Source organism: Legionella sp. 227, assembly GCF_043161935.1.
Lineage (GTDB): Bacteria > Pseudomonadota > Gammaproteobacteria > Legionellales > Legionellaceae > Legionella > Legionella sheltonii.
In genome coordinates this window covers 1,964,511-1,989,878 of sequence record NZ_CP171154.1, presented here as the reverse complement: position 1 = coordinate 1,989,878, position 25,368 = coordinate 1,964,511, and the positions used below count along the sequence as shown (strand labels likewise).

Genomic DNA, 25,368 nt, shown 5'->3' with positions numbered 1-25,368 from the left:
GAGAATACAGTGAAAAATCTTATTATTACAGGGATTAGTCGAGGGATAGGACTGGAAACAGCTAAAATCTTCCTAGCACAGGGTTGGCAGGTTATTGGCACATCAACGAATGGCCATACTCCCCTGAAACACAAGAATCTAAAAATCCATCCGCTGAATTTATTGGATTCCGAACAAATTAATCACTTTGCGAAACAATTACCAAAAATTGATGTCTTAATTAACAACGCTGCCGTTTTACTGGAAGATTGGCGCGAAAAAAAAATTAACATCAACCAGTTAAAAGAAACCTTTGCGATTAATGTATTTGGCACCCTTGAATTAACGGAACAATGCATTCCGCATTTAAATGCTAATGCTCAAATCATTAATATTTCTTCAGGATGGGGGGCTTTTAGTTCCAATGATTCCGCTTCGGTACCCCATTATAAAATGTCCAAATCATGTCTCAATATGTATACCTTACTTTTAGCAGAAAGGTTACCTGAAATTACGGTTTCAAGTTTTGACCCCGGTTGGGTCAAAACGGATATGGGCACCAATATGGCTCCCAAACACCCATCTCAAACAGCACAAGAACTCTATGAGCTGGTCAATACAAAAAAGAAAAGTGGTTATTTCTGGCACGAAGGAAAAATTAGAGCGTGGTAAATTCCTTGATTAATGCATAAGACCATGAAATGAACAAAACAATAACTTGCTAAATACCAATAAAAAAACCAAAATATACTCCTGTTGATTTGTCTAACAGGAGTTAGGATGACCCATGACAAAGAACTTAGTGAGTTATTACAAGCAATCGCTGAAAAAAGCCTGCAAATTATTTCCGATATAAAGGAAACGCCATTACAACTTTCATTAATTATCAATCAATATATTGAGCTCACGGAACATTTTCAAAATGTGATGACTATTCTGCTGCAGAATCCAGAAAAAATCTGGGAAATGCAACTTGCATACTGGCAGGATGCTATTAATTTAGCGCAATCTCAAATGCAACATTGGTTAACAGGAACTCCCATGCCTATTCCTGATCCTCGTTTTCGCGAGGAAGAATGGCTCAATAATCCATTTTTTAATATGTTAACCCAGCACTATCTTTTAGCCAGTCAGCATATGAATTCTTTATTTGAACAATTGGAATACCCTGACAAAAACACCGCAAAACGTCTGCAGTTTTTTACCAAGCAGTATTTAGATGCATTGTCTCCGGCTAATTTTATTCATACCAATCCTCAGCTTATGGATGAGACATTGAAAAGCCATGGTAAAAATTTATTACATGGCTTGCATAATTTACTCTCTGATTTGGAAGTTGAGTCCCCACGTCTCATGATAAAAATGACGGATACAGATGCATTTAAACTGGGTGAAAATATCGCTGTAACTCCTGGAAAAGTAGTCTTTCGCAACAGCATGATGGAGCTTATCCAGTATACGCCGCAAACAGCCAAAGTAAAATCGATTCCTCTTCTTATTATCCCGCCCTGGATAAACAAATATTATATTATGGATTTAAGCCCGCATAACTCACTGATTTGCTGGTTAGTGAAACAAGGAATTACTGTATTTATTATTTCTTGGGTTAATCCAGACTCCAATTTTTCTCATAAAAGTTTGTATGATTATTTAAATGAAGGGCCATCAACTGCGATTCATATCATTCGAAAACAACTGAATGTAGCGCAGGTTAATACTATGGGATTTTGTATCGGTGGCACACTTCTGTGCATGCTACTTGCTTACAATAAGGCGCATCAAGATAACTCCATTCGCAGCGCCACCTTTTTAGCGTCAATGATTGATTTCAGTGAGCCAGGTGATATTGCCGTTTTTATTGATGAACAACAAATTGCCAAACTTGAAGATGAAATGAAGTCCAAAGGATATCTTGCTGGAAAATTTATGGCTTCAAGTTTTAACTCACTACGAGCAAATGACCTAATTTGGTCGTTTTTTATTAAAAATTATCTGCGTGGTAAAAACCCTGTGCCTTTTGATATATTGTACTGGAACTCTGATTGCACCAATATGCCTGCAACAATGCATTCTCAATATTTAAGATGGATGTATCTGCACAATGATTTGGTCAAGCCAGGTAAAATCCATCTTAACCATACCCCAATTGATATCAGCACAATTGACATCCCCACCTTTTTCCTCTCCACTGAAAAAGATCATATCGCACCATGGAAAACAACCTACTTAGGCTTTAAAATAATGAATGGCCCTAAACGCTTTGTTCTCGGAGGATCAGGTCATATTGCAGGAATTATCAATGCACCTGAGGCGAAAAAATACGGCTATAAAGTGAACCCTCATGCCCCTGCACATGCAGAGCAATGGCTGGAACAAGCAACAGAACATCCTGGCTCGTGGTGGCCGGAATGGTTGGCGTGGTTAAAACCTCATTCTGGGAAACTCATACCTGCACCTGATTTTAATAAACTCCCATTAAAACCTATATTGGATGCGCCAGGCAGTTATGTTTTGAAGAAATAAAATGTTAGTAGCAGCTCTCCCATTTAAGTCATTCCCCTCTGCCACTTGTGGGAGAGGGGATTTCTTCTACTTAATGACAGTTTTGTCTCTACACTCAGCTACATTTAAGCTAATTCTTCTTTCAGTTCTTTTTCAATGGTTAAATAGTCAATTTTTCCTGAAGGCAGAACAGGAATCTTGCTTCCTGGAAAAATCTGTTGCGGGATAAGTAATTCAGAATAAGCCAGTTCTTGTATTCTTTTCACAAAACTTGCTTTATCCGCATTGGTTGCCTCGCTATACAAAATAATTGCTTCTCCTTTTCTTGGACTTTTCTTGCTTACTGCAGCATGTAATAATTCAGGCCAAATCGACGAAGCAATGCCCTCTACTGCAGTAAGAGAGACCATTTCACCTGCGATCTTAGCGAACCGTTTTGCACGACCCGCAATAGTAATGAATCCTTCGTCATTCATCGTGACTATGTCTCCAGTATCATGCCATCCATCCGCTGAAGAAATAAGCGCTCCTGGTTTTTCGGAAGAGAGATAGCCCTTCATTACATTAGGACCGCGTACTATTAAACGCCCTCCTTCAGCAATACCATCTACAGGTTGAATTCGACTCTCCATAAATGGTAATAACATCCCGACACTTCCTGGGATAGAAGCTAGAGGACAATTCATGGAAATTACAGGTGCGGCTTCTGTAGCACCGTAGCCTTCATAAATTTTTACACCAAAAGTATCTATCCAATGGCGAATGGTTTCAGGCTTCACTTTTTCAGCGCCAGCAAAAATGTAACGCACGCTACTAAAATCATGTCGTTCTGCAGCTCGAGCATAACCTGTTAAAAAAGTATCAGTTCCAAACATGATAGTAGCTCCGGTTTGATAAACCAAACCCGGAATTATTTTATAATGCAAAGGAGAAGGATAATAAAAGCAACTAATTCCATGTATTAGAGGAAGAATTGAGCCGGTAGTTAATCCAAAACAGTGAAAGATAGGTAAGGAATTAAAAAATTTATCCCGAAAAGAAAAGTCTACTCGCGAAGTTAATTGGGCGCAATTCGCCTGTAAATTCGAATGGGTTAAAACAACTCCTTTGGGAATTCCTTCTGAACCGGACGTAAATAATATCACGCCTGTATCTTCCGGAGAAACCGGGTCACCAATGAGTTGATAAGCTCGTGAAGGAAATCGTCCCTTTAGTAATCCAGAAAGTTTATGACCTAAATTAATCGAAGACTTAAAATCTTCAAGAAAGAAAACGTTTATTCCTGCGTTCTGTAATCCCACGACCAAATCTTCCAGTTTCGCTGTGGTGATGAATTGCCTTGCCGTATAGATTGTTTTTACTTCTGCAACCTTACAGGTAACCAACAAACTGTGGAGACCAAGACTAAAATTTAACATAGCAGGGATACGTCGATATGCATGCAAGGCAAAAAAGGTTACCATCCCCGCAATAGTTGTAGGTAACATGACGCCTACATGTTCTCCAACCTGGGTCTGTTTTTTAATTTGTCGACCCAAAATAAAACAACGCGCAAGAAATTGCTTATGGGTTAAGGGAGCACGATTGGCATCTTCAATTAATGCCTTGTTCTTTGTTCCTAACGCAGCTCCTTGAATAAGAGCCTCGAACATTGACATGGGTTGGAAGCTGTTTGCAAAAGTTAACTCACTGATCAAACGAAACAAACGTGTGCTCACTGAATTTCTGTCAAGAAGCTTATTTTTGTCCTGCATATAGGATTGTGTTGGCAATACATGCAAAATAATCTTGGGGAATAAGCGAATAAGGTGTTTGTCTTTGCTTAAAGAGAAAATACTGTGTTGAGCACCATCAATACGTATTGGGATAACTGATGATCCTGCTTTTTGTAATACCATTCCCGGAGCATCAAAAACTTTCAAGCTCTCTTCCTGCACACCTATTCCTTGAGGAAAAATAACACAACGCTTTCCCTCTCGTATCGCTTTAATCAACGCTCTTGCTGCAAAAGCATTGGTAGAATCAATGGTAATCACATCAGCAAATAGCCTCACCATCTTCATCCGAAGTTTACTTGATGAGTGTGGCGGAAAAGCTACAGTCAATTGCTCAGGTAAAAAAGCTGCTAGCAAAAGCAAATCAATTGTGGAAGTTCTATTTGCAACAATAACTGAGTTAGGTTCGGGTTGATAATTACCACGTAACTCTACTTTAAACCAACGTGCTAATAGTGCTTTAATCCACTTACGGGCACGCTGCTTTTGTTTTTCCTTCCAAGTAACTTGTTCCATGTTAGTGTATCTCTTATAAAAAATTCGCATTTGGTTATACCCAATCAATCATTTTTTTTCAAGATTGCAACGTATAACCAGGTGTAATAGACTTCTTGATACATTTGATTACTAAGGGCAGACGTGCGTTCACTGACAACAATTTATCCGACGCCAAAACAAATCCTATGAATTTCCGTATTATTCATCCTGCTAAAACTATCTTTATTGTTTTAGCCTTGGTATTCCTAATTACCACTGCCTTTTTTTTTCAAAAATATTCAAGTGAGATTATTAATTGGGTTGACCATCTAGGCTGGCTTGCACCGCTTTTATTTTTAATTATATATTGTTTTGCAACAATTATGTTCTTACCCACGATGGTGATCACTTTAGCAGGAGGGGCTCTTTTTGGACCCTTTTTTGGCACCCTCCTCAATTTATTAGGCGCAACAAGTGGTGCTGCTTTTTCCTTTTTGATAACCAGGCATCTCGTTTATGACTGGTTTTCTCAAAGAAAAGGAAAAAGACTAAAAAAACTAGTCTCCGCCGTAGATCAACGAGGGTGGATGATTGTTGCCATTCTGCGATTATTCCCGATTGTTCCTTTTAATCTAGTCAATTATGGTTTAGGAATCACTGCGATAAAATTCCGACCTTATCTCATTACTACTTTTTTGTTTCTTATACCCGCTGAAATCGTTTACACCTATTTTGGATATGCGGGAATGGAGGCTTTATTAAAACAAGGAGCATTTTATAAAAATAAAGGAATCCTAATAGCAAGTTTAATCATCGTGCTGTTGTGTATTATCAAGGTCATGCATTTTAATTACTTTCGTCGCAAATACTCAGAGCAGAAGATAACTGATTAAGTAATGGGTGCTCTACCGAAAATGTAAAATCGTCCAGGGAACATATTGGACGTATCCCCTGTAAGGAATTAGTCGCAAAAAGAACATCAGCTTCTTTTAACATGGTTTTTGTCAAAGAAACTTCCCTGCAAATTAAGCCCTGTTGTTTAGACAGTTGCAAAATCCTTGAGCGGGTAACTCCTGGAAGTACGCCATCAGTTAAAGGAGGAGTCAGCAGGCAATTATCCTGTATCAGAAATAAATTCGCACAAGTAGTTTCCGTTGCATGATGCTGCAAGTTAAAAAACAACGCCTCATCAGCACCTATAGCATTTGCTTGACGTCGGGCCAGAATAGCCTCTAAATAGTTGACCGATTTAACTTGGTATATAGGATTACTTCCGTCTCTTAACCACGGCGCGCTAACCAATCGCAGTGGATGGCTTTCCACGGTATAGTTAAAAGTCTGGAATATAAGCTGGCTTATCTGTCCTTGAGCGGCTAAGCCCCTAGGTGCAGAGCCTCCACTTAAAATTGCTTTAATACCACCATGATATAAATTATCGAATTTAATTTTATGAAACAGATGTTCTCGCCACTGCTTAAAAGAAAGATCAAAGGGGATGCCCAGATTTTGTGCAGAATCATTTAAACGTTGCCAATGCAAAAAGGCACAACATGGCTTAGCACTCTCCACTTTAAGCGTTTCAAACAAACCCTCGCCCAAAAAAATGCGATCATCAATTGGAAACGCAAAATTGCTGTCCCCTTCAGTGAGTACTCGTGTTCGTGTCATTACTTACTTAAACCTATTATTTTAGAAAAAGCAGTTGAATCTGATACGAGTGTTTATTGACGAGGGAAGTTAATAGTCGCCAAAATCGTCCAGCTCATCACGCAAACGTTTTTCATCCAACATATTTTCCAATCGTCTACGGGCGTCCAAACCATTAGGAACCACTTCTATAACCTCGGCTTCAACATCCAACTCACTATCAACATCGACGAAGTCCTCTCCGACTTCTACAACAGCATCTTCATCATCTTCAAATAAATCACTCATACCATTCTCTCAATGAGTTATACTGTACCTGGAATCTAGGGGCTGTTGACAGTCAAATTGTCAACAACCCCTAATATCAAAGGATCACAAAAAACCAGGACGGCTTATATACCTTATTTTTTATTCCTTGCCTAGTTTTTTATAAAAAAATTAGCAATTTCCTAAGATTTCAGAGTGACAAATTTTTTAGAGGATTTCAATACCTTGAATTTTTACAATAAAGAATCGATAATTTAAAGAGAATAATACACCGATACTTGTATGACCGATCAAGTCAAAAAGGCATTAAGAGATACGATGAAACAAATACGCTCTAAGATATCTGTTTCGTATCGTACCGCATCTTCAAATCAAGTATGCAATCGCATTCGCTTGTTAGAGCAATATCGAAATGCCAAAAATATCGCACTTTATTTTGCAATTAACGGTGAAATTGATGTGGATGAACTTTGGAAGAATGCACTCTTACAAGGAAAAATCTGTTATTTTCCTGTTCTTAATGAAGAAAATTTAACTCTTTCTTTTTTACCAGCAACATCGGATACCCCCTTCCACAAAAATCGTTACGGGATTGCTGAACCCGCTGTTGATCCTGATTTATCCATTCCTGTTGAAGAATTGGACTTAGCCTTAGTGCCATTAGTTGCTTTTGATGTACGTTGTAATCGCCTTGGTATGGGAGCTGGTTATTACGATCGTACCTTTAAAGGTAAAGAAAATTGTCCTTTATTTGGTGTGGCTTACCAATTTCAACGTGTCGATTCCATCGAACCTGAACCGTGGGATATCCAGCTTAATGCAGTCATTACTCAACGTGCCATCTATTGGTATGGGGGAGGCTAGGTTAAAGCATCTGCATTAATTTCTCCAGTACGCACGCGGACCACTTGCTGCAACTCATAAACGAAAATTTTGCCATCACCAATTTTTCCGGTATACGCAGATTTACAAATCGCTTCAATTGCAGATTCAACCATATCATCTGGTAAGGCCAATTCAATTTTAATCTTAGGAAGGAAATCAACTACATATTCAGCACCTCGGTACAGCTCCGTATGACCTTTTTGTCGTCCAAAGCCTCGAGTTTCTGAAATAGTTATCCCTGGCACTCCTATTTCCATTAGCGCTTCATGTACATCATCCAGTTTAAAAGGCTTAATAATTGCCATAATCATTTTCATAATATATTCCGCTGTGATAATACTTTTGTTAGACTCTTTGCAAAAACAAACATGGAGTGATTATGTTCGACCCCAAACAATTTGACGATTTAGCAAAAAAACTTTTTGCTGCTCTTCCCCCAAGTCTACAAAACATTGAAAAAGACATCCAACAAAAATTTAAAGAAGTGTTACAAGCTGCTTTTGCGCATATGGATCTGATTACTCGTGAAGAGTTTGATGTACAAACCAAAGTTCTGGCACGAACCCGAGAAAAAGTAGAACACCTTCAAAAGCAAGTCGATGTTTTAATGACTCAGCTTAATAAAGAACAAAAGTAATAGCAACATAAGCTCCACCGACAATAATATAAGCCTGTAAACTTTGTTTTAGTGTACGACATCCCAAATTCGAGAAACAGAGTTTACTTAAGTCAAAATATAGAGATAACCAAGCAATAAAGGAAAAAATGCAGGTTATGCTCTAATAGGAAATTTTGTCGAACAATTAGTCCAACATCACAGGAATAAACAATGAATCTTGCGTTTACTAAAACACGTAGTACTGTGGGGATATTGGCACAACCTGTGTCAGTAGAAGTTCATTTATCGAATGGTTTGCCTGGTTTTACAATCGTAGGTCTTGCTGAAACCGCCGTGAAAGAAAGCAAGGATCGAGTCCGTTCTGCGATTATTAATAGCCAGTTTGAATTTCCCTGCCGAAAAATCACCGTCAATTTGGGGCCTGCTGATTTACCTAAAACAGGAAGTGGTTTTGATTTACCAATCGCTCTTGGTATTCTTGCAGCTTCCAAGCAAATTCCTCAAAACCAATTAACCGACCATGAGTTTATAGCTGAACTTGCTTTAAGTGGTGAGCTTCGAGGCATTTCCGCTATTATTCCAGCTGTCTTAGCGGCAAACAAAGAAAAAAGCTCACTGATTATCGCCAGTGCTAATGCACATGAAGCCTCCTTGACCGGATATCAAAACATCTATAGTGCAAATAACTTGCGTGAAGTATGCAGCTACCTTTGTCAAGGAACTTCATTACACTTCCTCCCCCCTAAACCTGAATCATGCACCATGCGCTATACAGACGATTGGTCTGATATTAAAGGTCAGTTTCATGCGAAAAAAGCAATGGAAATTGCAGCATATGGCGGGCACAGTATTTTACTCAATGGTGCTCCTGGAAGCGGAAAAACCATGTTAGCCAGGCGATTCAGAACTCTATTGCCTCCCTTATCTGAAGCAGAAGCCCTAGATTGTATCGCAATCAACTCCATACGCGGTAAATTACCTGATTTCAGTGAATGGTGCTCCCCACCTTTTCGCACCCCCCATCATACTGCCTCCCCCGTATCCTTAGTTGGTGGGGGAAATCCCCCAAAACCAGGAGAAATTTCTCTAGCACATCATGGGGTCTTATTTTTGGATGAGTTACCTGAATTTGATCGACAAGTCCTAGAAACCTTAAGACAACCACTCGAATCAGGAACAATATGCATTTCAAGAGCGGCAGCACAAATAGAATTTCCAGCGAAATTTCAGCTCATCGCTGCAATGAATCCCTGCCCATGTGGACAATGGGGCAATCCTCAGGCGAACTGTTTGTGTAGCCCTGATCGCATCAAGCGATATCATGCCAAAATTTCAGCCCCTTTACTGGATCGTATTGACATGCATATCTCCGTCCAGGCACTTACTCAAGAGGAATTAGTTACCCCGAATAGTAATCCTCATAAACAAAGTGATCTGATCCGAGAGCAGGTTATTAAAGTACGAGCCATCCAGTTGGAGCGACAAGATTGTCTTAATGCCTATTTAGGAGCAAATACATGTGAAAAAATTTGTGCATTAGGTTCTCAGGAACAAGATTTTTTACGACAGTCTATGTTGCAACTCAAACTGTCTGCTCGGGGGTATCATCGTTTATTGAAAGTTGCACGAACTATTGCTGACATCCACGCAAGCAGCCAGGTATGCTTAGAGCATTTACAACAAGCTTTATCCTTTAGACATGCCTTACGCACTCCTGGATAAAGAGGCTTGTCGTTATGCTCCCTTCTCATGGTGGGAAGAAGGTGCGCGTCAGGGCGGATGAGGGTATTGATTTTAACTAACGAACCCTCACCCCTGCCCCTCTCCCACAGATGGGAGAGGGGATTCTTAACGGCAGTTAGGTTAATGCCAAATTAAAAGTTAAATTGAGCAAACGTATGAGGTAATAGATTACCGGAACGAACACTCCTAAGACGAAAATAATGATCATAGTCGATATTGAATAATGCATTGGTTCACCAAATTGGATCTCATTATTTCCATAGATTTTTTTTCTTTTGCTTAATAGATAACATAGAAGCAATAAACCATAAAAATGGCTGGAGAAAAAACTGCCTCGGACCCAAACATTAGACATTTCTTGGCTGTTTACATAATCAATAGGAAAATTGATGAGAAATAAACATAAGAACCACATCAACATGGTTTTTGTCGAAATGTCTTGTTCTTCTAATGCCACAAACCAAATAAGAATCATGGGAAAAATTAACACTGGAAAATAATACATCCATCCAAAAGGGCTCATAAATAACATCATCGCTAAAGTCAGACAAAAGGGTTGATGATTTAGGGGATCCTTTTGATTTGGACCTAGTTTTCGCCAATACCATAGAAGCAAAAATAAAAATAAAACACCATAACATAGATTTACTAATTTCAAATAAAACATGTTAGGGAGTTTCTCTCCCCCAAAAAATAGACGAAAAATAAACCCATAAATTGAGGCATTCCAATCATCCCCATACCAAAACACCCCTCGCATCATTCTAAAATATTGCTCATAAACCACCGGGCCATGAGTCAGGAGGGGAAGGCATGCAGCCACTAATAAAGTAACCAACATGATTGCAAAAACTCGTTTACGATCTTGTTTTAAAACATAAAAAAATAACAAAGCAGGAAATAATTTGATCGCAATGATAATGCCCCAGAATATACCTGCACGATAGTCACGATGATTTACATAAAAATAATACCCCCCCATAATTAAAAACAATAAAATACATCCAAATTGCTGAGTCACAAGATTCATTAGTGTGGGGAAAAATGCAAAATATAGAAGATACACATTGATATAATGTTTCTGCAAAAAACGATGCGAAAACGCATAATAAAAGCTAATAGTTACGCCAATTATGCCTAAAATGAAAGAAATGCAAACCCAAACAAGTAATGCGTTGGAATAGCTTAATTGCGTTAAAAAACTAAATCCCCACAAAACAAACGGTGGATTTAAATTAGCAGGCAATATTTTTATAGCGGGCAAAAACGTAGTAAAGAAATTTCTATAAGGATTTTCGCCTTGCATTAATGCCTGAGACGATAAATAAAAAGAAGAGAAATCAACTCGTTGATAATGCTTAAAAATAAAATAGAAAAGCAGACAGTAAAAACCCAGCAATACTAAAATGCATACCTGCTGATAGCGATCACTCATGGGTATATCCTTCTGAATCGGATGCACATCCTATTGAAAAGTCCTATTTGAACTCAAATCTGACTTTTCACCAAGATTCTTATTTTGTGACCAAGAGACAGCTATATCCTTGGATGGTCCATTAAAATTATACTGTCCTGTGAAGAGCTCAATATTACGCTTGATGACTTAATGCATCAAAAATTGCCATGCGTACAAAAACGCCATTTGCAACTTGGTTCAGTATAAAAGAATGTGCCCCGTCTGCAACATCACTGTCTATTTCAATCCCTCGATTTATAGGTCCCGGATGCATCACCATCACGTCAGGTTTAGCATACGTCAGATTTTCTTTGGTTAGAGCAAAATCACGTCGATAAGTATCGAGATCCAGATGATCGGACTCTGCTAAACGTTCGTGTTGCACACGCAAACAAATCACTACATCTGCATCAATTAATCCATCGCGTAAACTATGGGTTACTCGACCATAATGCACGGTCTGTGGTTGCCAAATCTCAGGAGCAACCAAGACAAGCTCACCCACTCCCAGTTGAGCGCAAATACATTGAAAAGAATTTGCCACCCTTGAGTGCCTAATATTTCCTAGTATTGCTATTTTTAATTGATCCAATCGCGGTTTTCGTTCAAGGATCGTCATCATATCAAGCAAAGCTTGGCTTGGATGCGCATGGGTACCATCACCTGCATTAATTATATGGGCTAAATCCCCAATTTGTCTGGCCAAATTTTGCTGTAAGCCATTTTGACGATGGCGAATTACAAAATATTGAATCCCCATGGCGGCAAGGGTGCGAACGGTATCCTCAATGGTCTCTCCCTTAGTTTCTGAAGAGCTGTGTAGGTCTAGATTTATCACCGGCATGGATAAACGCTTTGCAGCTAATTCAAAACTTACCCGAGTTCGCGTACTGTTTTCATAAAATAAATTTGCAACCGTATATTGTGCATATGAAGGATAATGATCCTGATTTTTGAAATAAACGGCACGTTGTAGTATGGATTCAATTTGTTGACGTGATAATTGACTAATTTCTAAGAAATGATTCATAAAAACCTTATTTTTTAACTAAATCGCTAGGACTCTGAGGTCTGTTCCCGCTTCGCTAGATTGAGCCATGAATTCATTCATCCCGACCATAGCAGGGATGACTTGGGTTGTATGTGGCTATGATAGTAGAATGCGAACAGACCCTATTCAGGGTGTTGTAGCCATTGTTCCAGTATAACACAAGCCGCTATACTATCTACCTCAGATTGTTTGATTTTACGATATCCACCTTGTGCAAACAATTGCTCCCTAGCCGCAACCGTTGAAAGCCGTTCATCAACTAAATGAACCGGCAAAGTAAATCGCTTACGCAATTCCTTGGCAAATCGGCGCGCCGCGGAGGTTGTGTATAATTCACTGCCATCAATACAGGTAGGAATACCTACAATTAATGCTTGAGGGGACCACTCAGCAATGACTTTGGCAACCAAACCCCAATCAGGCACACCGGATCGGGCACTCAAAGTCGCTAGAGGGGAGGCGCTGCACGTTAATTGTTGACCTACTGCAACACCAATGCGTTTATAACCAAAATCAAAACCCAAATAAACAGGACTAGGCATGGCCGACATTTGAACTGAGTTGGCTCATTCTAATCCCTAAAGTGGACCCTGCATATTCCCAGCGATCTTCGAAGGGAACCTCATACAAAATCTCCGAGCGATAAGGACAAACCAACCAAGTATTTTCAAGAATTTCTTTTTCCAATTGATTTTCCACCCATCCAGCATAACCTAAAGTAATTAAAACATCTTTAGGTCCTTTATCTTCTGCGATGGCACGAATAATATCATTTGATGTAGTTACCGTCACCTCATCTTGTAAAAACAAGCTGGATCGCCACCCACCAAATTGTTTATGAATCACAAATCCCCTTTCAGGTTGTACTGGCCCACCAAACATTAAAGGCATTTTGCTTTGCTCCATACGAACTGGCTCGATATGTAATTGCTCAAAAACGATGGCAAGAGGAAATTGCATGGGGCGATTGACAATTAAACCTACAGATCCTTGTTCGTGATGTTCACAAACATAAATCACTGTTCTTTCAAAATTAGGATCATTTAGAGAAGGCATTGCGATCAGCAAATGATTAGCCAACGAGCTTATAATTGCCATGAGCCCTCCCGAAGGGTTAGTTTATTTATTACGTTTATATTAATTATATACCAATTGTATATTTTTTATGCGAACACATTTAAAAATCATGCTCCACTGTAACCTTTACATAAAGTGTTGCTTGCTGAGAAAAAGGCCTTCCGGCGGTATAAGACACAGAGGAAGAGTCAGTATCCTCTGTTCCCTCAGGAGTTCCTAAAGAAACCCACTTATTTAATGGGACCATTAAAGTTGTATCTATATTTTGATTATCAAATTGCTGTCCGCCTGCGGGATTTTGTTGTTCACGTACTCGACGCACCTTTAACTCGACCTTTGAACCACGCATCACCGGTTGAACCAGCAATCCATTTTTTATCTGATGTTGCTCGTAAGCAATGCCTGTAAAAAATCCCGCACCTACAGAGGTGACGATTGGCACTTCTTCTCCAGTAGCGACAAACGCGGATTCACCACTCATTACTTTAACTGATTGTGAACGCTTCACTTCAGCTGGAGACTGCGAACTATAGGTTACAGAGTTTTGATTTTGTGAACTAAGCCAATTAGGGTCCCCTTGATAAATAGAAATTTTAAATGTTACAGGGGCCACATCAATTTGATGCAATACGGTTCTAATTTGGGTTAGTGTCTGAGGAGAAACCTGCACTATTAAAGTTTGCCCTGAACCACTTATTTTTTCTCCGGATTGCAACAGGGGCTGCACTAATTGAATCACTTTTTGAACAGGGACATAATGCAGTTCAATCACCTTGGTGATTAACGTCTGCGAAAACACATTATTTGCCAACAATAATAAACCGATTAACCAAAATCGCTTCATCCCAAACTCCTTGTCCCTAATAGTCATCCATGAATTTCATGTAAGGCAAAATATATTATGGTAAACCCTAGTATTTGATTGTAGACCAATATAGAAAAACAATGGAATAAAATAAAAATATTTTTAACTTTAGGGCCTATTCACAACTCGCTCTCTTGAAAAATTCATGAATCAAAGTAAAAAAATACTTGAACCATAATTCAATTGTTTTGTTCCTGAAAAAGTTTGGGGTATACTTCTCCAAAATTTGCTTAAGAGATGCGAACATCATGGGTAGCATATTTAATATGTTTGGTCCTTCACCGATAAGGCCAATAGAACAACACATGCGGAAAGTACACCAATGCGCCAAGCAGCTCTACCCATTTTTTGAAGCAGTCCTAAAAAAAGATTGGACAACAGCTGATAAAATAAAAGAAAAAATAATTTCTCTCGAAAAAGAAGCTGACTTAATTAAAAGAGATTTACGTCTCCACTTACCGACTGGGCTGTTCCTCCCTGTTTCGCGTACTGATCTTCTTGAGCTACTTAGTGCCCAGGATTTCATTGCGAATAAAGCGGAAGATATTGCAACACTGATTGTCAGTCGGCAAATGCTTATTCCAGAGACACTCATTCCTATTTTTATGCCTTTTTTAAGCCGTTGCCTGGATGCATCAAAACAGGCATGTAAAGCAATCAATGAATTAGATGAATTGTTGGAAACAGGTTTCAGGGGCTCAGAAGTTAAGATTGTAGAAGAAATGATCTTAACGCTTTATGAGATTGAACATGACAGCGATGAACGTCTAGCAGATATTAGGCATCGTATTTTTGAAATCGAAAAAGAATTATCTGCAATTGATGCAATTTTCCTCTATAAACTGGTCCAATGGATTGATGATTTAGCCGATGGTGCCCAACATGTGGGTAGTCGCCTTCAAATTCTAATAGCTCGGTAGTCAAATTCTATGGATTATTCAATTATATATCTTGTTATAGCGGTCATTTTGTGTTTTATGATGACTTGGGGTGTTGGCGCTAATGATTTGGCCAACGTCATGAGCACGACTATGGGCTCAAAAGCAGTTACAGTGAAACAAGCGATGCTGATCGCCATAATTTTTGAATTTGCCGGCGCATTTTTAGGAGGGACAGGCGTTACCGAAACAATGCGTGATGGGATTATTAATTCCAGTCAACTCTCAGGGCAACCATTGATCCTTATTGAGGGGATGTTGGGGGTTTTATTGGCATGCACTATATGGATGAATCTTGCGAGTTATCTTGGGGTCCCTGTGTCTATTACCAATGCATTGGTAGGTTCCATGGTCGGTTTTGGCACCATAGTATTAGGACCCCAAGCAATTCATTGGAATCAAGTAAGTCGCATCGCCATAAGCTGGATCACTTCTCCCATGATTTCAGGAATCACCGCTTTTATATTATTTACCAGCATTCAACAAACTATTTTTGTCAAAAGTAACCCTTTAACTAAGGCAAAATTATATATTCCTATTTATCTTTTTCTTATCGGCTCCATTTTATCATTTATCACGGTATTTAAGGGACTCAATCATTTCCATATTCACCTGAATTTTAAACAAAATCTAGCAGTAACCTTAGCAACCAGCATCATTATTACGATTATTGGGATGATCTTTATTAAACGTATTCCCGAACATCATAGAATAAGACGTAGAGAACGTTTCATCCAAGTTGAAAAGTATTTTGCTGTCCTTATGGCAATGACTGCATGTGCAATGGCTTTCGCACATGGCTCCAACGATGTAGCCTTAGCCGTGGGCCCCCTCTCAATCATCCATAGTTTGGTTATGGATTCACATCAAACTTTTAATGCCAATAATTATCCAGCGTGGATTATATTGTTAGGTGTCGTTGGTGTGGTGACTGGCCTATTGATGTATGGGAGAAAAGTAATTGAAACCGTAGGTAGTGCCATCACGGCGCTTACACCCAGCCGTGCCTTTGCAGCTACTCTTTCTGCGGCAACAACCGTTGTCGTTGCCACAAGCACAGGCATTCCCGTTTCCGCAACTCAGACATTAGTGGGGGCCGTTCTTGGGGTTGGCCTGGCACGAGGTATTGGAGCCTTAAATCTGATTGTCATTCGCAACATCTTCATGTCATGGGTTCTGACTTTGCCTGCGGCGTCTATTTTAACGATATTAGCCTATAAATTATTGCATTTTTTCTTGGGTTAAAATCTCATTTATTCCCTCATAAGAACCGTCATCCTAAGGAGTTTACGATGATGGCTCTCCTGGAATGAGCATCCTATTGATGCTCTTTCCACACAATTAAGATTTCTCACTACGTACGGAATGTGTCACGGCGAGCAATGGCGTCGCTTTAAGAATTTTGCGCCAAGAGGTGTTGAGGCTAAGAGGAGCATTGTAGCCCGGATTAAACGAGTCGTATCCGGGACCGAGGATACATCCCTATTATGGGACAGTATAGCTAGATGATAAGCTTAAAACTCTTCCCAAATTTCACCTTTTTCATTCTTATAATCTTTATTATCACGCATCAGAGAAATACGTTTGTGCTTATTAATTTCTTTAATTTGTGATGCGGACTTGTCATGAGTTGCATCAAATTCAAATAAAAATTTGTCATAAGGACTTACATATGCTTTATCGATATCGTTTGAGTTCATAACTAATCCAAAATAACTTTAATTTAAACCAACTATTTTATAGCTTTTTCATCTAAGTTACCATTATTCTTACTTTAAAAGAATTAGAGGTGAAATATGAGTGTAAAAAAAGCAGAGTTACATGTTCACTTGGAAGGATCCATCACTCCTGAATTAGCAGCAAAGCTGGCTGCGCGTAATAAATTAATACTCCCTCAAGGTCTAGTCGCTCTTGACGGGAAAAGCTATTTATCCAAAGACTTTCTCGATTTTTTAAAAGTATATGATACGCTTGCATCCGTCATTCGATATCCTCAGGATTATTATGATATTACTTTAGATTACTTACGAGCTCGTGCTCAAGAAGATGCAATCTATGTGGAGATGATGTATTCTCCTGATCATGCTGAACTCGCCAGTAAAATCCCTTCCGCAGAACATTTAGCAGCGATTCAACAAGCAATTGATGATGCTAAAGAACAATTCAATATAATAGGACGGATTTTAATTACTGCTGTTCGACATTTTGGTGTTGATGCAGTAGAACGAGTTGCCAAACAAACCCATAAAGATAAATTTCCCTGTGTCACAGGATTTGGTTTAGGTGGTGATGAAGCAAAGTTCCCTCCTAAATTATTTAGCAAGGCATACCATATTGCTGCTGATGCCGGTTTACAATGTACAGTCCATGCTGGTGAATTTGCTCCTGCAAGCGGGATGGTCGAAGCGATGGAAAATCTACCGATAAAACGCATAGGACATGGTGTCAATTCAATTTATTCACCAGAAACCATGGCTATGGTAAAAGATAGGGATATTACTCTGGAAGTTTGTCCTACAAGTAATATTTTTTTAGGATTGTTCAAGAATATGAACGAACATCCTTTTCCTAAGTTTTATGACGCAGGGATAAAAATCAGCATCAGTTCAGATGATCCACCCTTTATGAGCACTACATTGGGTCAGGAGTACCAACGAGTACAAAACGCTTACGGCTATAGTGATGAGATAATGAATTCTATTACTCGTATGGCGATAGACGCTGCTTTTGTTGATGAGCAAACTAAAGCAGAGCTTTTGGCGAAAATTTAATAATCAATCTTAAAGTGAGGTAGCCTGGTAGCGTCAAAACTGCCAGGTCCTCATCACTCATTAAAACTTTTTTAAATTTCTGTATAGACTAAAATAAATAATAAATAGATAAGGAAATCTTATGCCTATTATATTATTTTTAGTGTGCTCTTTGTGCTCTTTTCATCTGTTTGCTCAATCAATTCTCATTGGTACATCAGATTATGGCCCCCCTTTTCAAATCGCGGTAAAAGATAAAGCTCATTTTTATGGCTTTGAAATTGATCTGATGAGGGAAATATGCCAACGAGCACAACTTGACTGTCATTTCAAAATTTTTACCTTCAATAATTTATTTAATGAAATGCGCAACAACCAGATTGACTTAGCCGTAGGAACAATCGCGATTACCCCGGATCGACAAAAAGCTTTTCTTTTCAGTCTCCCTTATCTTATAGGCGGAGGACAATATGCAACGAAAGGCTCCAGTCCAATTAAAACGATTAGAGATATTCAGGGAAAAACCGTCGGCATAGAAAAGGGAACCATTTTTAAAGCCTGGGTTGCATCCCAATTTGGTGATAGCGTTCAAGTAGAGGAATTTGATACTTTGGCAGACGTATTAGAAGCACTGGATGACAATCATGTCGATGCCGTTTTGCTTGATAGTGGTGCAGTTGAATATTGGACTGCTAATAGCAGTGGCCTTTTGAAATCAGTTGGCGAGCCAATGGGGGCCGGGTATGGTATTATGGCTAATAAAAGTAATGATGCGCTTATTGCTACTATTAACAAATATCTTCTTGAATTAGAAAATGATGGAACCTATTTAAAAATATACCGGCGTTATTTTTAAATAAATTTAAATAGTCTGAAATCAATAAACCTCTAATTAAGACTAATCATTTCGATGCATCTCACCCAGAAGTTGCTCAATATAACGTCTGCAAGTCAATGGGTTATGTAAAAAATTAATAATGCGGCGCGTACCACCAGTACCTGTAATACAAACCATACCATAACTTAAAATGCTGCCCAAGATTGATTGGCGGATGTCTATTGCTTCAATTTTGCTTAATGGGATATCGATCGTTTGCCTTACAATAACTCCAGTGCGAATAATCACTTGATTTCGCTTGATGGTAATGGAAGAAAAATAATAGGTCATCCATGTCATCCCAACCCATAATAAGGCTAAGGCAGCCAAACCATATCCAAGCTTACGAATGAAATCTACCTCTACATAATAAACAATTGCCAGAGCAGCACATAAACATAGAAATGGGTAAAAAAATATTATCCAATGCATTCGGGTAAAAAAAATAACATTATTATCGTATGGCTTCTCGAACATTGATTCACCTATAATACTGAATGGTCTACTAAAAAATTATAATATTGTATTTAACTCAAATTTGCTATTCTATACTTTGCTCGAAGTATATACTAACGTTTACTCCATATTTTTCATAAAAATAAAAAATGCGTTCCATCAACCGTTGCCTTAACAAACAACTTGCCGACATATGCCAACGCTCTGTTCAATTAGAAGAGCTTTCCGATAAAGTCAAGCAAATGCTTCCTGCTGACTTAGCAAATGCATGCCATGTTGGGAGTTTTAATAAAGGTTGTTTGCTATTAACAACTACTGATGCGGCCTGGGCATCACAATTACGTTACGCTATTCCTGAATTGCGCGATAAATTACGCACCGAAGGAGGCATGTATCAACTTTCTTCGATTAAAATAGCTGTTATTGAATCAATCACTCAATATGAAAAATCAACACCCACTTCAAAACATGTATTATCTGAGAAAGCGAAAGAAATTATTATTAGTGAAAGCCAACAGTGTAATTATGAACCTTTGCAAAAAGCTTTATTGCATTTAGCGGATAGTGAATAATAAGCCTGGGGGCAACAAGGCGAACCCCAGGGTTAATGAAGGTCAAAGTGTTCTCGGCCTCCGCTTCGTTGACCAAAGGCTCTAAAAATCTAAGGGGTTGTTTCCATGAGCGCTGTTGCAAAACGCCGGGCTACCCACTCTGAACCAAGGTATGTAAAGCAGTCGTGTAAATAATCAGTTAACTCTTCTTCTTCCACCATGTGTTCTTGACCAGGAGGTTCTACATCATGGTGAAAATAAGTTCCAAAATAGCGCAGAGAAAAATCAGCATAATCTCGTGTATGAAGAATGAATGCATGCCATACTTCATCAAGAATAAGTAATGGGCCAAAAAGATAGGTTTTCTTGTCTTGTTTTGCTCTTTGCGCATTCAACCACATCCACGCGATTAAGTCGTTAAATAAGACCTTACCTTCTTGCTCAGAAAACTCAGGATGATGATGGCAAAAATAATCTACTACTACCTGATTTTTATACTCAAGCAGATTCGATAAATCAACAAGGCTCATCCACAACACGCTTTTTTAGTACTTGGTTTTTGTGTTACATAACGCACAATGCGACAGATCATTTCTTCTTGAGTCATCATTATCTCCACAATTAGTTACAAATAAAAACGGTGCAGACAGTCTAACCAATGTTCATAATGGAAGCAATTTAATTATTTTTTTCTTACTTGTTGCAAATTCCTAAGCTCAATTAAATCATCAGTTTACACTCATCCTGAAAACTCAGGATGAGCGATATTAAGATTTACCAAATCACACAACGATTTTTATTTACCATTGGACTATCATTGGGGATATGAAAGGCTTGCTGAAATTGAGGCATATTAGCCAGGCTTCCATTTACTCTATATTTTGCGGGTGGATGAGGATCCGTAGTTACTTGATTACGTAATTGTTGGGGACGAATATTCATGGCCCATACATGTGCTGTTGCGATGAAAAACTGTTGATCTGGTGTCAGACCATCAATCGTAGGCGCATTTTTATAATCTTTTGAATGCTTAAAAGCTCTATAGGCTAGTGTAATACCTCCTAAATCAGCAGTAGCCTCTCCTACAACCAGTTTTCCTTGTACATGCAAATTGTCATCCACAACATATTGTGAAAATTGATTTACAATGCATTGGGTTGCCTTTTTGAATTTTTCTAAATCACTCGGAGTCCACCAATTTTTTAAATTACCATGGCCATCAAATTGTGCCCCTTGATCGTCAAAACCATGGGTCATTTCATGTCCCATGACAAAACCAATTGCTCCATAATTTATTGCTGCAGGTGCTTTAGGATCAAAAAATGGCGACTGGAGAATTCCTGCCGGAATATTTAAATTATTCATTGAGGGGTCATAATATGCATTAATAGTTTGTGGTGTCATTACCCACTCTGTTCTATCTATAGGCTTACCAATTTTATTGAGATCACGCTGAGTTAAAAATTCATTGGCTTTAATAACATTCAATACATATGGGCCTCTGTTTACTTCCAATTTGGAATAGTCCCACCATTTGGAAGGATAGCCAACACGCTCTTCCATCAGATTGAGTTTTTTCAATGCAGCTTTTCGAGTAGCGGGGGTCATCCAAGATAAGGTACTTATATCTTCACGTAAAACCTCGCGAATATTTTTGAGTATATCTAAAGCTTGTTTCTTGTCTTCCGGAGAAAAATACCGAGCGACATACATTTTACCTATAGCAAAACCTAATGCACTATTTTCTGTACTAACAACTCTTTTCCATCGAGGCAATATTTTCTCAGCACCTGTCAAAACAGCGACCATTTTAAAATTTTGATCGACAAAAGGCTTTGATAAGTAGGCAGCAAATGCATCAATTAAATGCCAACGAAGATAAATTTTCCAATCATCCAGAGAAACCGTTTTTAATTGGGTATTCATATCTTTAAAAAATTCTGGCATTGCTAGATTAATACTTTTAATCTGAGCTTGGCCCATTGTTGAAAAATAAGCGGGCCATGAAAAATCGGGGGTTATTTTGTTGAGTTGTGCTCTATCCATAATATGATAAACCGCATGGGGATCACGTTGATCTACTTGCGACATAGAAACCTTTGCCATTTGCGTTTCCAATTTCATCACTGTATTGGCTTCCATTGCTGCTTTATCAGGAGCATCACCCAATAATTCAAACATCTTGGCAATATGGTTGACATAAGCTTCACGAATGAGTTTAAACTTAGCATCTTCTTTTAAATAATAATCACGATCAGGCAAGCCTAGCCCGCCTTGTGTAGCAGCCCCAATCATCTTTTCACTGTTTTTAAAATCTTGCATGCTTCCAAAATTGAAAAACACATCGACACCAATTTGATGCAAGTGGGCTATTTCATTTTGCAGATCGGTTAAACTGTTTAATTGGTTAATGCGATCAAACTCCGGCTGGAGGGGTTTAATACCCAATTGATTAATACTCTGTTCATCCATCCCACTGTAATAAAAATCACCGACTTTTTGTTCTATGCTGCCAGGTTTAGCTTTGGTATTTTCTGAGGCTTTAATTAACATTTGATGAATGATATTTTGGACTCGTTCACTAATGATGTTAAAGCTTCCCCAACTTGAATAGTCAGGTGGAATTGGATTGTTTTTTTGCCAGTTACCATCAGCATAAGAATAAAAATTCTGTGCTGGTGAAATATTAGTATCCAACCAATTTATATGAAGTGCTTCTTCAGCCGTAGTTTTTTGTGGTTCTGTGCCTACAGGATATATTGATGAACTGCACAACAAAGCAAAAGTAAAAAGGCCCATATTAAGTTTCATGCCGCAACGCTCCTTTGCCAATCTTTATGTTAATTCATTAAGAATGAGAATAAAATGTAGCACAGATGAAGGCAAAATCATAACTAGGAAGAGGAGTTGCACGATATAATCATGTGTCTTTATGTGGCTTTGTTTTCTGCGAAAGCAAGCGCCGTGTTAATGTTTACTCCAACGGTTGGATTTGAGTGCAGATGATGCCAAATATAGCTTCTCTGATAAGGGGCTGAGCCCTTGCTGTTTCACCTGGGTTTCGATTGGGTCTCCACCCAGGCTACATTGTTAGGCTTCGACAGGAAAAAATTCAGTATGCATTTTAGGAAGATATTCTTCCGTATCAAAATAGGTATATTCCCAGGCGTCTTGTCTTACCATTAATTCACGTAATAGTCTGTTATTTAATTCATGGCCTGATTTGTAGCCCTCAAACGCACCAATCAAACTTGAACCTAACAGGTACAAGTCACCGATTGCATCCAATACCTTATGAGAAACAAATTCCGATTCAAAGCGAAGTCCATCATCATTGAGAACACGATAGTCATCAACAACAACGGCATTATCTAAACTTCCGCCTTTAGCTAAATCGCATTCCCTTAATTTCTCATAATCGGAAAGGAATCCAAATGTACGTGCTCGGCATACCTCTTTCACATAAGAGGTTGTAGAAAAATCAAAACTTACTGTCTGTGGCTTATCATTAAAAGCCGGATGATCAAAATCAATAGTGAAGGAAATCTTATAGCCATTATACGGATAAAACTGGACGAATTTCCCATTGTCTTCGACGCGAATAGGCTTAAGAATACGTATGTATTTTTTAGGTGCATTTTGTTCACGTATCCCTGCTGATTGAATCAGGAAAACAAAAGGCGCAGCACTACCATCCATAATAGGCAATTCAGGAGCATTGACATCAATATAAGCATTGTCGATTCCCAAACCAGCTAAAGCGGAAAGTAAATGTTCCACAGTTGCAATTTTAACTGGTCCATGATGTAAGGTGGTACATAACATCGTATCACCAACATTCTCATAAGATGCTAATATTTCCACTACAGGTGAAAGATCTACGCGTCTAAAAACTATGCCTGTATTTACAGGAGCAGGTCTTAAGGTTAAAAGCACTTTTTCACCGGAATGCAATCCTACCCCAGTTGCCTGGATCACCTTTTTAGGAGTTCTTTGATTTGTCATTCAGTGCTCACCTTGTTCCTCATAATATCATTCTTTTTAATTTTTTATTCTGCACGCAAAACTTCGTGATCCTATCAATATTTTAATATTTAGTCTAATTATTTTTGTATTAAAGACTTTAAACTCCCTTCATCGGCACTGCGCCAGATGAAGGGTTAAATTGTTTATGCCTCTTCTTGCCGACGTAAAAACGCAGGAATATCAAGATAATCCACATCGGGAACACTATCACCTTGTTGTTTTACCCCAGGAGACATACTTGATTGGGCTTTACGCACAACCGCTGGTCTATCTAATTGCTGATAGTCCAAAGAACCATCACTACGTGTTGTTTCGATTAAACGTGCACGATGAGATTGTTGTGGCTGCATTTGCTGATGACGCTGTCTTGCATCCCCCAAACCAGTCACAATCACGGTAACACGCATTTCATCGGTCATTTCAGGATCTATTACTGTTCCAACTACTACAGTGGCATCATCAGAAATAAACTCTTTGACTACATCTCCAACTTCCTCAAATTCACCGATTGACATATCCAAGCCAGCAGTAATATTCACTAGGATTCCACGCGCACCAGAAAAATTCACATCTTCTAATAAAGGAGAAGCAATTGCGGCTTCAGCAGCTTGACGTGCTCTTTGTTCACCTACAGCGCTTCCGGTACCCATCATAGCCATACCCATTTCTGACATCACGGTACGTACGTCAGCAAAATCCACATTGATCAAACCTGGACGAGTAATTAAATCAGAAATACCTTTTACCGCGCCAAGTAAAACATTATTTGCCGCTTTAAATGCGTTGAGTAAACTAATGTTCTTACCTAAGACACTGAGTAATTTATTGTTAGGAATAGTGATTAATGAATCAACATGTTCAGCTAAGCGACGAATTCCTTCCTCAGCGGCCAATGCTCTTTGTTTGCCTTCAAATGAGAAGGGTTTAGTGACAACAGCTACAGTTAAGATACCTAATTCTTTGGCAATTTCTGCAAAAACCGGGGCAGCACCCGTTCCGGTTCCACCACCCATTCCTGCGGTAATGAATACCATATCTGCACCACTTAAAATTTCTCGAATATGATCTCTATCTTCTTCTGCTGCTTCGCGACCTATTTGTGGGTTCGCACCAGCACCTAACCCTTTAGTCAGCTCATCACCTAATTGAATGTGTATTTTTGCGTTTGAGCCTCTCAATGCTTGAGCATCGGTATTAGCACAAATAAACTCTACTCCATCAATATTTTCTGCAACCATATGTTCAACAGCATTACCACCACCGCCGCCAACACCAACGACCTTAATTACTGCATTATTACCATGCTGTTGGCCTTCCATTAATTCAAACATAACCCTGCTCCCCTCACATGTTTATTCTTTTGTAACTAATCACCTGATTTTAAATAGGGTGAATGGTTACTATTCTTTTACAAAAAACCGGCAGTA

26 protein-coding genes are annotated in these 25,368 nt (G+C 38.8%); 11 read left to right on the top strand and 15 right to left on the bottom strand.

Going from position 1 to position 25,368, the window contains the following annotated elements:
* Positions 1-9: 9 nt before the first annotated feature.
* A complete protein-coding gene (locus ACF8MK_RS08535) occupies positions 10-651 on the top strand; it encodes an SDR family NAD(P)-dependent oxidoreductase (RefSeq protein ID WP_392536301.1) in 642 nt (213 codons plus the stop codon).
* 108 nt (positions 652-759) lie between these two features.
* On the top strand, positions 760-2,502 hold the full coding sequence (locus ACF8MK_RS08530) for a PHA/PHB synthase family protein (RefSeq protein WP_392536300.1): 1,743 nt from the start codon (positions 760-762) through the stop codon (positions 2,500-2,502).
* Between the two features lie 104 nt (positions 2,503-2,606).
* On the opposite strand, the gene ACF8MK_RS08525 is transcribed toward ACF8MK_RS08530, so the two are convergent.
* Positions 2,607-4,772 carry an AMP-binding protein gene (locus ACF8MK_RS08525; protein WP_392536299.1) on the bottom strand — a complete coding sequence of 722 codons (2,166 nt, stop codon included), beginning with the start codon at positions 4,770-4,772 and terminating at the stop codon, positions 2,607-2,609.
* A 167-nt stretch (positions 4,773-4,939) separates the two neighbouring features.
* Between ACF8MK_RS08525 and ACF8MK_RS08520 the strand changes: the two genes are divergently transcribed.
* Positions 4,940-5,626: a TVP38/TMEM64 family protein gene (locus tag ACF8MK_RS08520; RefSeq protein ID WP_392538940.1), complete on the top strand. Its 687-nt coding sequence runs from the start codon at positions 4,940-4,942 to the stop codon at positions 5,624-5,626.
* Here ACF8MK_RS08520 and ACF8MK_RS08515 read toward each other — a convergent pair.
* Complete coding sequence (locus ACF8MK_RS08515) at positions 5,580-6,401, bottom strand: aminotransferase class IV (protein ID WP_392536298.1); 822 nt, start codon at positions 6,399-6,401, stop codon at positions 5,580-5,582. The genes ACF8MK_RS08520 and ACF8MK_RS08515 overlap by 47 nt on opposite strands.
* Before the next feature lie 69 nt (positions 6,402-6,470).
* Positions 6,471-6,668, bottom strand: coding sequence for a PA3496 family putative envelope integrity protein (locus ACF8MK_RS08510; RefSeq protein ID WP_265703377.1), 198 nt, complete (start codon positions 6,666-6,668; stop codon positions 6,471-6,473).
* Positions 6,669-6,929: 261 nt separating this feature from the next.
* On the opposite strand from ACF8MK_RS08510, the gene ACF8MK_RS08505 reads away from it, so the two are divergent.
* Positions 6,930-7,511, top strand: coding sequence for a 5-formyltetrahydrofolate cyclo-ligase (locus ACF8MK_RS08505; protein ID WP_392536297.1), 582 nt, complete (start codon positions 6,930-6,932; stop codon positions 7,509-7,511).
* On the opposite strand, the gene ACF8MK_RS08500 is transcribed toward ACF8MK_RS08505, so the two are convergent.
* Positions 7,508-7,849 carry a P-II family nitrogen regulator gene (locus ACF8MK_RS08500; RefSeq protein ID WP_028380978.1) on the bottom strand — a complete coding sequence of 114 codons (342 nt, stop codon included), beginning with the start codon at positions 7,847-7,849 and terminating at the stop codon, positions 7,508-7,510. The two genes, ACF8MK_RS08505 and ACF8MK_RS08500, sit on opposite strands and share 4 nt — an antisense overlap.
* Before the next feature lie 62 nt (positions 7,850-7,911).
* On the opposite strand from ACF8MK_RS08500, the gene ACF8MK_RS08495 reads away from it, so the two are divergent.
* Together ACF8MK_RS08495 and ACF8MK_RS08490 are read left to right on the top strand one after the other, a co-directional pair.
* Positions 7,912-8,169 (top strand): accessory factor UbiK family protein, encoded by a 258-nt coding sequence (locus tag ACF8MK_RS08495; protein ID WP_058510814.1) that lies wholly within the window; start codon positions 7,912-7,914, stop codon positions 8,167-8,169.
* Positions 8,170-8,361: 192 nt separating this feature from the next.
* A complete protein-coding gene (locus ACF8MK_RS08490) occupies positions 8,362-9,873 on the top strand; it encodes a YifB family Mg chelatase-like AAA ATPase (RefSeq protein ID WP_392536296.1) in 1,512 nt (503 codons plus the stop codon).
* A 136-nt stretch (positions 9,874-10,009) separates the two neighbouring features.
* On the opposite strand, the gene ACF8MK_RS08485 is transcribed toward ACF8MK_RS08490, so the two are convergent.
* From ACF8MK_RS08485 to ACF8MK_RS08465, 5 genes are all read right to left on the bottom strand, one after another.
* Complete coding sequence (locus ACF8MK_RS08485) at positions 10,010-11,329, bottom strand: glycosyltransferase family 87 protein (protein WP_392536295.1); 1,320 nt, start codon at positions 11,327-11,329, stop codon at positions 10,010-10,012.
* Between the two features lie 154 nt (positions 11,330-11,483).
* A complete protein-coding gene (locus ACF8MK_RS08480; RefSeq protein ID WP_392536294.1) occupies positions 11,484-12,380 on the bottom strand; it encodes an aspartate carbamoyltransferase catalytic subunit in 897 nt (298 codons plus the stop codon).
* A gap of 143 nt (positions 12,381-12,523) precedes the next feature.
* Positions 12,524-12,943, bottom strand: a complete 420-nt coding sequence (ruvX, locus tag ACF8MK_RS08475; RefSeq protein WP_265703473.1) for a Holliday junction resolvase RuvX — start codon at positions 12,941-12,943, stop codon at positions 12,524-12,526.
* Positions 12,936-13,499 (bottom strand): YqgE/AlgH family protein, encoded by a 564-nt coding sequence (locus ACF8MK_RS08470; protein WP_265703372.1) that lies wholly within the window; start codon positions 13,497-13,499, stop codon positions 12,936-12,938. Before ACF8MK_RS08470 ends, ruvX begins: the two co-directional genes overlap by 8 nt.
* A 79-nt stretch (positions 13,500-13,578) precedes the next feature.
* A complete protein-coding gene (locus ACF8MK_RS08465; protein ID WP_265703371.1) occupies positions 13,579-14,322 on the bottom strand; it encodes a type II/III secretion system protein in 744 nt (247 codons plus the stop codon).
* Between the two features lie 269 nt (positions 14,323-14,591).
* On the opposite strand from ACF8MK_RS08465, the gene ACF8MK_RS08460 reads away from it, so the two are divergent.
* A complete protein-coding gene (locus ACF8MK_RS08460) occupies positions 14,592-15,263 on the top strand; it encodes a TIGR00153 family protein (protein WP_265703370.1) in 672 nt (223 codons plus the stop codon).
* 9 nt (positions 15,264-15,272) lie between these two features.
* The gene (locus ACF8MK_RS08455) at positions 15,273-16,526 is read left to right on the top strand and encodes an inorganic phosphate transporter (protein WP_392536293.1); all 1,254 of its coding nucleotides are present in this window, start codon (positions 15,273-15,275) and stop codon (positions 16,524-16,526) included.
* Between the two features lie 269 nt (positions 16,527-16,795).
* On the opposite strand, the gene ACF8MK_RS08450 is transcribed toward ACF8MK_RS08455, so the two are convergent.
* Positions 16,796-16,981, bottom strand: coding sequence for a CBU_0585 family protein (locus tag ACF8MK_RS08450; RefSeq protein ID WP_028380968.1), 186 nt, complete (start codon positions 16,979-16,981; stop codon positions 16,796-16,798).
* A 96-nt stretch (positions 16,982-17,077) separates the two neighbouring features.
* On the opposite strand from ACF8MK_RS08450, the gene ACF8MK_RS08445 reads away from it, so the two are divergent.
* On the top strand, positions 17,078-18,052 hold the full coding sequence (locus tag ACF8MK_RS08445) for an adenosine deaminase (RefSeq protein ID WP_392536292.1): 975 nt from the start codon (positions 17,078-17,080) through the stop codon (positions 18,050-18,052).
* Positions 18,053-18,173: 121 nt separating this feature from the next.
* Complete coding sequence (locus ACF8MK_RS08440; protein ID WP_392536291.1) at positions 18,174-18,887, top strand: transporter substrate-binding domain-containing protein; 714 nt, start codon at positions 18,174-18,176, stop codon at positions 18,885-18,887.
* Between the two features lie 42 nt (positions 18,888-18,929).
* On the opposite strand, the gene ACF8MK_RS08435 is transcribed toward ACF8MK_RS08440, so the two are convergent.
* Complete coding sequence (locus ACF8MK_RS08435) at positions 18,930-19,385, bottom strand: PH domain-containing protein (protein ID WP_265703366.1); 456 nt, start codon at positions 19,383-19,385, stop codon at positions 18,930-18,932.
* A 128-nt stretch (positions 19,386-19,513) separates the two neighbouring features.
* On the opposite strand from ACF8MK_RS08435, the gene ACF8MK_RS08430 reads away from it, so the two are divergent.
* Positions 19,514-19,936, top strand: a complete 423-nt coding sequence (locus ACF8MK_RS08430) for a DciA family protein (protein WP_392536290.1) — start codon at positions 19,514-19,516, stop codon at positions 19,934-19,936.
* 89 nt (positions 19,937-20,025) lie between these two features.
* Here the strand turns inward: ACF8MK_RS08430 and ACF8MK_RS08425 are convergent, their stop codons facing one another.
* The 4 genes from ACF8MK_RS08425 to ftsZ all read right to left on the bottom strand — a co-directional run bounded on the left by ACF8MK_RS08425 (position 20,026) and on the right by ftsZ (position 25,272).
* Complete coding sequence (locus tag ACF8MK_RS08425) at positions 20,026-20,445, bottom strand: hypothetical protein (RefSeq protein ID WP_392536289.1); 420 nt, start codon at positions 20,443-20,445, stop codon at positions 20,026-20,028.
* A gap of 244 nt (positions 20,446-20,689) precedes the next feature.
* A complete protein-coding gene (locus ACF8MK_RS08420; protein WP_392536288.1) occupies positions 20,690-22,726 on the bottom strand; it encodes a M13 family metallopeptidase in 2,037 nt (678 codons plus the stop codon).
* A 279-nt stretch (positions 22,727-23,005) separates the two neighbouring features.
* Complete coding sequence (gene lpxC, locus ACF8MK_RS08415; RefSeq protein ID WP_392536287.1) at positions 23,006-23,920, bottom strand: UDP-3-O-acyl-N-acetylglucosamine deacetylase; 915 nt, start codon at positions 23,918-23,920, stop codon at positions 23,006-23,008.
* Positions 23,921-24,084: 164 nt separating this feature from the next.
* Positions 24,085-25,272 (bottom strand): cell division protein FtsZ, encoded by a 1,188-nt coding sequence (gene ftsZ / locus ACF8MK_RS08410; RefSeq protein WP_265703361.1) that lies wholly within the window; start codon positions 25,270-25,272, stop codon positions 24,085-24,087.
* Positions 25,273-25,368: the final 96 nt, after the last annotated feature.

Excerpts from the sequence above, each read along its gene's own strand:
- ACF8MK_RS08530 (WP_392536300.1), top strand. The coding sequence starts at position 760 with ATGACCCATGACAAAGAACTTAGTGAGTTATTACAAGCAATCGCTGAA.
- ACF8MK_RS08525 (WP_392536299.1), bottom strand. The coding sequence starts at position 4,772 with ATGGAACAAGTTACTTGGAAGGAAAAACAAAAGCAGCGTGCCCGTAAG.
- ACF8MK_RS08520 (WP_392538940.1), top strand. The coding sequence starts at position 4,940 with ATGAATTTCCGTATTATTCATCCTGCTAAAACTATCTTTATTGTTTTA.
- ACF8MK_RS08515 (WP_392536298.1), bottom strand. The coding sequence starts at position 6,401 with ATGACACGAACACGAGTACTCACTGAAGGGGACAGCAATTTTGCGTTT.
- ACF8MK_RS08510 (WP_265703377.1), bottom strand. The coding sequence starts at position 6,668 with ATGAGTGATTTATTTGAAGATGATGAAGATGCTGTTGTAGAAGTCGGA.
- ACF8MK_RS08505 (WP_392536297.1), top strand. The coding sequence starts at position 6,930 with ATGACCGATCAAGTCAAAAAGGCATTAAGAGATACGATGAAACAAATA.
- ACF8MK_RS08500 (WP_028380978.1), bottom strand. The coding sequence starts at position 7,849 with ATGAAAATGATTATGGCAATTATTAAGCCTTTTAAACTGGATGATGTA.
- ACF8MK_RS08495 (WP_058510814.1), top strand. The coding sequence starts at position 7,912 with ATGTTCGACCCCAAACAATTTGACGATTTAGCAAAAAAACTTTTTGCT.
- ACF8MK_RS08490 (WP_392536296.1), top strand. The coding sequence starts at position 8,362 with ATGAATCTTGCGTTTACTAAAACACGTAGTACTGTGGGGATATTGGCA.
- ACF8MK_RS08485 (WP_392536295.1), bottom strand. The coding sequence starts at position 11,329 with ATGAGTGATCGCTATCAGCAGGTATGCATTTTAGTATTGCTGGGTTTT.
- ACF8MK_RS08480 (WP_392536294.1), bottom strand. The coding sequence starts at position 12,380 with ATGAATCATTTCTTAGAAATTAGTCAATTATCACGTCAACAAATTGAA.
- ruvX (WP_265703473.1), bottom strand. The coding sequence starts at position 12,943 with ATGCCTAGTCCTGTTTATTTGGGTTTTGATTTTGGTTATAAACGCATT.
- ACF8MK_RS08470 (WP_265703372.1), bottom strand. The coding sequence starts at position 13,499 with ATGGCAATTATAAGCTCGTTGGCTAATCATTTGCTGATCGCAATGCCT.
- ACF8MK_RS08465 (WP_265703371.1), bottom strand. The coding sequence starts at position 14,322 with ATGAAGCGATTTTGGTTAATCGGTTTATTATTGTTGGCAAATAATGTG.
- ACF8MK_RS08460 (WP_265703370.1), top strand. The coding sequence starts at position 14,592 with ATGGGTAGCATATTTAATATGTTTGGTCCTTCACCGATAAGGCCAATA.
- ACF8MK_RS08455 (WP_392536293.1), top strand. The coding sequence starts at position 15,273 with ATGGATTATTCAATTATATATCTTGTTATAGCGGTCATTTTGTGTTTT.
- ACF8MK_RS08450 (WP_028380968.1), bottom strand. The coding sequence starts at position 16,981 with ATGAACTCAAACGATATCGATAAAGCATATGTAAGTCCTTATGACAAA.
- ACF8MK_RS08445 (WP_392536292.1), top strand. The coding sequence starts at position 17,078 with ATGAGTGTAAAAAAAGCAGAGTTACATGTTCACTTGGAAGGATCCATC.
- ACF8MK_RS08440 (WP_392536291.1), top strand. The coding sequence starts at position 18,174 with ATGCCTATTATATTATTTTTAGTGTGCTCTTTGTGCTCTTTTCATCTG.
- ACF8MK_RS08435 (WP_265703366.1), bottom strand. The coding sequence starts at position 19,385 with ATGTTCGAGAAGCCATACGATAATAATGTTATTTTTTTTACCCGAATG.
- ACF8MK_RS08430 (WP_392536290.1), top strand. The coding sequence starts at position 19,514 with ATGCGTTCCATCAACCGTTGCCTTAACAAACAACTTGCCGACATATGC.
- ACF8MK_RS08425 (WP_392536289.1), bottom strand. The coding sequence starts at position 20,445 with ATGAGCCTTGTTGATTTATCGAATCTGCTTGAGTATAAAAATCAGGTA.
- ACF8MK_RS08420 (WP_392536288.1), bottom strand. The coding sequence starts at position 22,726 with ATGAAACTTAATATGGGCCTTTTTACTTTTGCTTTGTTGTGCAGTTCA.
- lpxC (WP_392536287.1), bottom strand. The coding sequence starts at position 23,920 with ATGACAAATCAAAGAACTCCTAAAAAGGTGATCCAGGCAACTGGGGTA.
- ftsZ (WP_265703361.1), bottom strand. The coding sequence starts at position 25,272 with ATGTTTGAATTAATGGAAGGCCAACAGCATGGTAATAATGCAGTAATT.